Origin of the sequence: Pseudomonas agronomica, from assembly GCF_025917275.1 — a bacterium.
GTDB lineage: Bacteria > Pseudomonadota > Gammaproteobacteria > Pseudomonadales > Pseudomonadaceae > Aquipseudomonas > Aquipseudomonas agronomica.
This window is the reverse complement of the sequence record NZ_JAOSHO010000226.1, coordinates 1-7,997: the sequence shown is the minus strand read 5'-3', so window position 1 is coordinate 7,997 and position 7,997 is coordinate 1. Positions and strand designations below refer to the sequence as shown.

Here is a 7,997-nt window from a genome sequence, read left to right as displayed (position 1 = left end):
TGCCACGTGGGTTAGAACTGGTAACCAATCTGCGCAAGCAGTTGCGGGTTTTCCTGACGGGTATCGCTCTGCGCTTCACCGCCGGAGTGACGCCAGGCCACCGTGGTGTCGAACGAAAGCGGCCCGTACTGAGCGCGCAGGCCCACACCGCCGCCGGAGATGCTGCGGGTGTTTTCCTCGTCGGTCCACTCGTCGTGGTTGATGCGCACTTTGCCGGCGTCCCAGAACAGGTAAGGGGTGAGCTTGTCGATCGGGTAGCGAAGTTCGATCTGGGTCAGCATGCCTTCGTCGCCCGAACCTTCGCTTTGGGGATAAGCCCGCACGCCATCGATGCCGCCGAGGCTGAAGTCTTCGGAAGAGTCGAGGTTGTCCTGGCTCCATTGGCCGAGGAAACGGGCGAACAGCGTGAAGTTGGCGGGCAGCGCTTGCAGGCGGGCAAGGTCGACGTTGACTTTACTGAACCGGCCTTCGGTCTGGGCAGTCTGGCGGTCGCCCTCGCGCAGGGCCGAATCGAGTTTCAGGTCACCGTAGGTCAGCGTCGCGCCGCCGTAGGTGATGCCGCCGCCGAGCAAGGTGTCCCGTACGTCGAACTGCACGCTGATGGGCACCGAGTTGCTGCTTTTTTCAAAGCTCAGGCCGAGCACTTCGTATTTGTCTTCAAGTTCTTTGTGCTGGTACTGCCCGGCCAACAGGAGGTTCGCCTGGTTGCTGCGAATGAGCGGATAACTCAAGCCAATGCTGCTGACCTCGGCGGTACCGGTCGCCCCCAGGTCGGCGAATTCCTCGCCCAGGTCATAGGAGCTCTGGGCGTAACCCACGTTGCCCCGCAGGCCCGAGGTGCCCAACGGCATCGAGTAGCCGAGGCTGCCGAAATACAGTTCTTCGTCGGTGGCCATCACTGCGGCGCTGAGCTTGTCGCCCAGCATCATCGGGCTGTTCCAGTCACCTTGGACCGTCAGGCGGTTGCGCCCCGAATAGCGGTTGCCATGGTTGTCCAACGTGGCCTTGCCCTCGAAGGCCTTGGTTTTGCTCACTTGGGCATTGAGGTCTCCCGTACCGAGCTCGTCACCCGGACGGATGACCGGCCGAACCGCCACGCCCGGCAGGTCGGACAGGACCAGGATGCTGCGCTCCAGGCGATCACGCTCGATCACGTCGCCCGGCTGCAAGTCGTCCAGGAACGGTTGCGCCTGGGCAGCCAGTTTCGCATCGTCGTTGACGGCGGTGACTTTGCCGTAACGCCCTTCGATCACCGCAATGGTCAGCTCGCCGTTGGCCATGCGCTGTGCCGGCAGGTAGGCACGTGCAAACGGATAACCGTGCTCGCGGTAGTAAAGCGTGACCTGCCGGGCGATTTCCCGCAGTTCGTCGAGGTCGTAGGCCTTACCGATGGCCGGCGCGACGACGCGTTGCAGGCTGGCCTCGTCGATGCGGGTGTTGTCGGTGAAATGGACGGCGTTGAGCTGGACCTTGGCGCCGCCGACTTTTTCCTGCACCGGTTGCGGCGCCTCGACATCCAGGCGAATGCTTTGCGGCAGTTCCTGCTGCGGGATCGGCAGCTCTTGCAGGATACGGCCTGCGTCGGGGATCGGGCGTGCCGGCAGGGTCGCCGCCCAGGCTGGAGCAGTGGACAACAGCGCCAGACCGGCGGCGCAGGACATCAATTTGTTATGCATTGAATAAGTCTCGAAGAATTCGGGTTGCCTGAGCCCGTGACCGCGTCGGGGGACACGGTCAAGGGGCTCCTTCAAAGGGAAAAGTGGGATTCAGGGACGCATGGCCAGACCTGGGCTTGGCAAGCGCACACCGCCGCGCACGACGAACACGGTCTGCGGCGGGTAGGCCGCACAGGCGCCTCCATCGGATACACCGCCATCGGCGCAGACGTCGCCGGCCAGTTCCCGCTTGCTGTCGGTGTCCTGGGCCTGGGCAGCCGAATCGCTGTCGCCTTGCGCCAGAACATTGCCCGCACCGTTGCCAGCGTTGGTGTTCGCCGACGTGCCGCCTTGGTCCACCAGCAACAGGCCGCCGTCGTCGACCCCGACGCCGGACCAGTCAGTCGGTTTCGGCTGGGCAGGATTGAGCTCCGGCGCATGGGGCGACGTCACCTGGGCGCCGACGCGTGTGGCATCGGCGACGCTCTGCTGGATGGCTTCCAGGTCAAAGGACTGCGTCACGGTGACGTTGGCGTTGGCCGGGTCGCTGACGATCAGGTAACCGAGGTCAGCCAGCCCACCGATGTTGATCTGGTGCGTGCCCACGTCCGGACTGTCTATCGAATACACCGGATTGCCGAGCATCGGCTTGGTGTCGCCGTTCCACAGGCCGCTGGCGTCGAAACCGGCGACACCGCCGCCGTTGAACGTGGTTCGACCATCGAACGGTTTGGTCTGGGTGGTCGCACCGTTGGTGGACACCACCAGCGTCGGTTGCTCGCGGTACACGGCATGCACGCCGTTGCCCAGCGCCCGGCCGAAATTGCTCTGTTGCTCGTCACTGTTGTAGCGGAAGTTGCCGCTGCCACTGCCCACCACATCCACCACGCCGGTGCTGCCGGCGAGGCTGCCGGTGTAAATCACCGCCCGGCCACCGGCGCCGGTGGACACCGTCACGCCCGCGTCGGCCTTCACGTCACCGCCCGCAGCCACGCCCGCCGAGGCGGACTGACCGGCGTTGAGCACGATCGCATCAGACGCGCGGCTGGTGGTGCTGACGTTTTCGGTCAAGGTGATATTGCCGGTGGTGGTCACCACCTGGACTTTGCCGGTGTTGCCGATGCCGACGATCTGATCCAGCTGGGTGCCGTCCAGTGCCGTCTCGGTCAGCCTGCCGACGGTGACGTCAGTGCGGTTGACGAAGTTGACGTCCTTCGCCCGGCTGGCGATGTCGCCAACCCAGTTGCTGGCGTTGCGCAGGTCGAAATCGCCGCCCTTGAGTGCCAAGCCATCGGCGGTGATGTTGCCCTTGGCGTTCTGGGTGGTCTTGCCCGCGACATTGAGGAACACGTTGCCGCTGGTGGCCAGCGCTTCGTTGATCGCCAGGTTGCCTTGGGTGCCGATGCTCACGTCGCCGGTGTTGTTCACGCCGGTGACGGTGGTCTGCGTGCCGTCGACATGGGTCGCGGTCAGCGTACCGACCTTGAGGTTGCCGCTGTTGTTGAACTGGACCTTGCCCGCGTCGCTGGCGATATCGCCGATCACGTTGCCGGTGTTGCCCAGCGCGTAATCGCCCCCCAGCAGCACCAGGCCGCTGGCATCGAGCTTGGCCCCGGCGTCGCCGGCCTGGGTGGTTTTACCCGCCACTTCCAGGGTGATGATGTCGTCGGCACGGGTTTGACCCTGGCTGGCGTCATCCCGTGGGCCATTTTCGATGGTGATGCCTTTTACCAGCGCCAGGTCGTGATCGGTCTTCAGGGTGACCGCCTCGTCGGAGGTGATCCCCACGGTGCCGTCCACGACGCCGACCGTCAGGTCGACGTTGCCGGCGAACTTCAAGCTGCCGACATCGGCGGCGATGACGCTCACGTCGTGCCCCTTGCCCAGGTCGAAATCGCCTGCGCCGCGCAGGGCCAGTTCGTCGGCGGTGATGGTCGCGCCCGTTGCCTGGGTCGCGCCTTTGGCCGCATCGACGCTGAGGGTCAGCCCCTTGCCGGTGGTGCCGTCTTCGTCGGTGCCTTCGGGATCCTTGAGGGTCAGGTCGCCCAGCAGGTCCAGGACGCCACTTGCGACCAACGCCAGGTCGTCCTTGAGCGTGGCGCCTTCGTCGTCGACGGTGATGTTGCGGGTCTTGTCGTTGCCGATGACGATCTTGTCGAAGCCATCCTGGATATTCGCCAGGTCAGCGTCGGACAGCACCAGCGGATCGTTTGGCCCGGTCACCTCCGGGTCATCGCTGCCACCCACGTGGATATCCAGGCCTGGGGTCTTCTGCTGCAAAGTGAGGCTGCCGCTACCGGCAACGCTCGCGGCGAGATCGATTTCGTCAGCGGTCAGGCTCGTGTTGCCTTGGGTGAGCACTGCCTGGCCGACCGTGAGCGTGTCGGCGACAAGGTTCAGGTCGCCGGTCTGGGTCATTCCGGTCACCGGCACGCCTTGCGGGTTCGCCGGGGTCTGGCTGCCGGGAATGGTCACGACGCCGACGGTCAGGTCATCGACATCGGCAAAGCTCACCGTGCCGGTGTCGCTGGCGATCGTGTTGACGTCGTTGGCGGCGTTGTCCAGGTCATGAGTGGCGCCGTCACCCAGCAGCACCAGGCCATCGGCGACGATGGCGCCGTCGGCGGTCTGGTCGATCCTGCCGCCATTGCTCTGCAGCGCCAGGACCGGGGCCGGCTTGCTGTCATCGTTGCCGGTGCCCGGTGCGTCCGCCACGGTCAACTGGTCATTGATGTGGATATTGCCGGCACCGGCGTCGAGGATAAGGTCGTCGTTGATCCGGGTCGCTCCGATGATATTGATGTCACCGGTCATGTCCGCGCCGCCTATCTTCACAGAGGTGAACCCGTCGGCCAAGGCGCTGATGTCGGTGCCGGTCAGTTCCAGCGAACCGGGGGCGTCGCCGGTGCTGCCACCCACGGCGATATTTTTGCTCGGGGTGTTGGTTTCAAGGGCAATCGAGCCATTGCCAGTGACGCTGCCGGCACCGCCGTTGAAGTTGATATCGTCGGCCTTGATGGCCAGGTTGTTGTCGGTGCTGTTGAGGCTGCCGTTGAAGGTGATGGAGCTGCCTTGCAGGCCTTTGCTGCCCGAGGTGTTGGTCTTGATGTTGTCGACGTACAGCGAGCCGCCGACCTGCTTGCCCGCGGTCTGGTCGAAACTGCCCGAGACGAACACGAACTTGTAGGTGCCGGCCTTGTCAGCCGTGGCTGTATGGCTTTGCCAGTTCACCGCGCCCGTGCCGTTACCGGTTTCGTTCAGGATGATCTGGTATTCGCCGGTGTTGACGTTCAACAGATAGCCGAAGACGTCATAGGTATCGCCGCCCGCGACCGGTTTGTAATCGAAACTGACCGACTCCCCTGCCGCCAGGGAAACCGTGCCTTCGCTGACCACCGAAGGGCCACGCATGATGCATCCGGCGGGGGCGTTCTGGCAGTTGGAGTTGTTCTCGGTACCCAGCAACAGCGCAGCGCCGCCGTCCTTGCCCTGTCCGGCAGCAGCGACCGGCGTGAGCGGTTTGTAGTCCATGTCGCCCTGGTCGCCAGGCGAAACGCTCGGTGCACTGCCGTTGGTTGGCGAGGTGGTCGGCAACGTCGGATCATTCGGCGACACCACGCCATCGACGACGGTGACGCCGGCGAAGAACTGGTCGATGGAGGTCTTCCAGCCGACCAGGCCATTTTCGAAGTCGGCGTTCAGGAACTGCGAGGTGCCCATCTCAACGGCGCCGTTGTAGACCTGCACGCCGCTGGTGAAGACTTTTGCACCGTTGATGAAGGTTTTGCCGGCGCCAGTGGTCGTCGCGTACAGGGCGCCCAGGGCGCTGTTACCGCCGACCATGTCGCTGAAAATGATCGAGCCCGAACCTGCGTCCACGCGCAGTTCGCGGTTGTTGGCCACCGCATCGGAATCCACCACGCCAGCAAAGACGATATTGCCGCCGTTGCTCTTCAGACTGACGTCGGTGTTGAGCGTCATCTTGCCGTTGAAGATCAACGCCAGGCTGTTGCCGTTGCCTGCGCCGCTGGCGTCGATGTCACCGTTGAGGAAAATATTGCCGAAGACGTAGCGGCCCGTTCCGACGTCGTCGTGCCCGGACTGCAAGGTCAGCGTCCGGTCGCCGCTGATGCCCGTCGGGGTGTAGTCGCCGTTCCAGTGGATGCTGTTGTCGGCCTTGATCGCGACATCGGTGCCGCCGGCCAGGGCCGTATTGATCGCGTTGAAGCCAACCGTGGCGTCTGTCCCGTTGGCACCGCCGGTCAAGCCGCCGTCGCCCGCCGCCACCGTGACGCTGTCCGGGTCGAGCAACCACAAGCCGCCCTTGCCTTTTTTAGCCGAGGCATCGGCGGCCTTGCTCACCGCCAGCTTGGCGCCGCTGGTCTCGATCTTGCCGCCGTCGCCGCCCTTGGCGCCGCCGGTGGCTTTGAGGGTGCCGTCCACCCGCGTGACGCTTCCCGGCTTCTTCACATCGGACCAGGCCACCACGGTGCCGCCCTTGCCGTTATCGGTCGCCGATGCATCGAGCACCGCACCGGCGGCGATAGTGGTCTGGCTGGCTTGCTTGATCGCCGGGTCCTTGCCCTGCCAGCTACCGCCTACATAAATCTCACCGCCGCCCTTGGCGCCGGTGGCGTCGAGCTCAGCACCGGCCTTGATGGCCACGCGCTCGCCGGTCACGACGATCTTGCCGCCCTTGGCGGTGTCGGAGGACACATCGATACGCCCGGCGACTTGCACATCGCCCCGGTCGCCCATCAACGTGACCACTCCGTTTTCACCGACATCCAGCGAACGGGCTTCGATCAAACCGGTGTTGTTGATGACCGTGCTCGCCAGGGTTTCCGCCGCACGGGCGGTCAGCAGGATTTTCCCGGCATCGGCACGAATGGCACCGCCGTTTTCGATCAACGCTTGAAGCGCGCCCTCTTTGACTTCCAACTGTACCGGCCCGCCCAAGTCGAGCGTCACGACGCTGCCGGCGCCCAGCAGCACATTGCCCTTTTGCGCGGTGATGCTGCCTTCGTTGACGATTTTTGCGGCGATCAGCGCAATGGTGCCGCCTTGCGCTGCATTGATGTTGCCTTGGTTGACCACCGATGCGGCGCTGTCACCGCTGAAACGGTAGTTGCCGGCAAGGAAATCTTCTGTGGATAAATTGAGCGTGGAAGCCACCAGGCCGCCGACGTCAACCTGCGCGCCGGGGGTGAACAGCACACCGTTGGGGTTGACCAGAAACACTTGGCCATTGGCTTTCAGCGCGCCCTGGATCACCGACACATCCGAGCCCAGGACGCGGTTCAAAGCGATGGAATTCGCGCCAGGCTGAACGAACTGGACGGTGTTGCCTTTGCCGATGGAAAAGCTCTGCCAGTCAATCCCGAGCTTATCGCTGCCCTGGTGAATGGTCATGCCTGTGCCGTTCTGCTGGATGCTGCCGCTACCCGCCACGATGTTACCGCCGGACGGCAACGCCCCCGCCATGGCGACCGAAGCAAACACGCCGCCGCCCACGCCGATGACGAGGCTCAATGTTTTACGGCTTTTATCTTTGCCTTGGCTTTTGACCAACTCGGATGCCACCTGCCACGCACCCATCACGGCATTCCAGACGACTCGGTAAGCTCTATTCATTTTTGTTCACTCATCCTTAATGCGGCGGGTCGCGCCATGACGACCAGGCGGTTCGCTGTCGACAAATCAAATGGAAAAACGCATCCGGACGGATTGCGCTCGCAAAATCCCACAGTGCTCCGCGCCATCATGTCGGCGTTCTGCCGAGCGCACTTTTGTTTGAGCGCCCAGGGCTTTTGATTGACAGGATGGGATGAAAAAATTTTTACGATGGGGTGGCTTGCTGGTCGCCTCGTCGTGGGCGACCTATGCTGAGTCGGTCCAATTTCCACAGGCAGGCCCCGATGATCCAATGCAAACGCGCCTATGAAACAGCCAGCGCCGGGGATGGCATGCGGGTGCTGGTCGATCGCTTGTGGCCACGTAATTGTCCGAAGGATGCGTTGGCGATTGCCGAGTGGCTGCCGGAGGTGGGCCCTTCCCATGAATTGCGCAAGGCGTTCAAGGCGGGGGAGGTTTCGTTTGCCGAGTTCAGGGCGGCCTATCAGAGGGAGCTGGCTGGTCGGCCGGAGCATTGGTGGAAGTTGGTGGACATCGCACGGGGTGGGACGCTTACCTTGGTGTATTCGGCCAGGTCGACGGTTGAGAACAATGCGGTGGTGTTGGCGCAGTGGCTGGAGGATGAGGTGGAGAAGCGGGCGGAGGGGAACTCGCCGGTGTGTTATCTGGATGAGTTCCCGGCGCTTTGAAAGACCTTGCTGTGCCCCG

At 63.6% G+C, this 7,997-nt stretch carries 3 protein-coding genes; 1 reads left to right on the top strand and 2 read right to left on the bottom strand.

Features of this window, described 5'->3' with window-relative positions; genetic code table 11:
* Positions 1-11 precede the first annotated feature (11 nt).
* Together OC610_RS16440 and OC610_RS16435 are read right to left on the bottom strand one after the other, a co-directional pair.
* Positions 12-1,676, bottom strand: coding sequence for a ShlB/FhaC/HecB family hemolysin secretion/activation protein (locus tag OC610_RS16440; RefSeq protein ID WP_264429070.1), 1,665 nt, complete (start codon positions 1,674-1,676; stop codon positions 12-14).
* 90 nt (positions 1,677-1,766) lie between these two features.
* Complete coding sequence (locus tag OC610_RS16435) at positions 1,767-7,289, bottom strand: two-partner secretion domain-containing protein (RefSeq protein WP_264429069.1); 5,523 nt, start codon at positions 7,287-7,289, stop codon at positions 1,767-1,769.
* 284 nt (positions 7,290-7,573) lie between these two features.
* On the opposite strand from OC610_RS16435, the gene OC610_RS16430 reads away from it, so the two are divergent.
* Positions 7,574-7,978: a DUF488 domain-containing protein gene (locus OC610_RS16430; RefSeq protein WP_264429068.1), complete on the top strand. Its 405-nt coding sequence runs from the start codon at positions 7,574-7,576 to the stop codon at positions 7,976-7,978.
* Positions 7,979-7,997 lie beyond the last annotated feature (19 nt).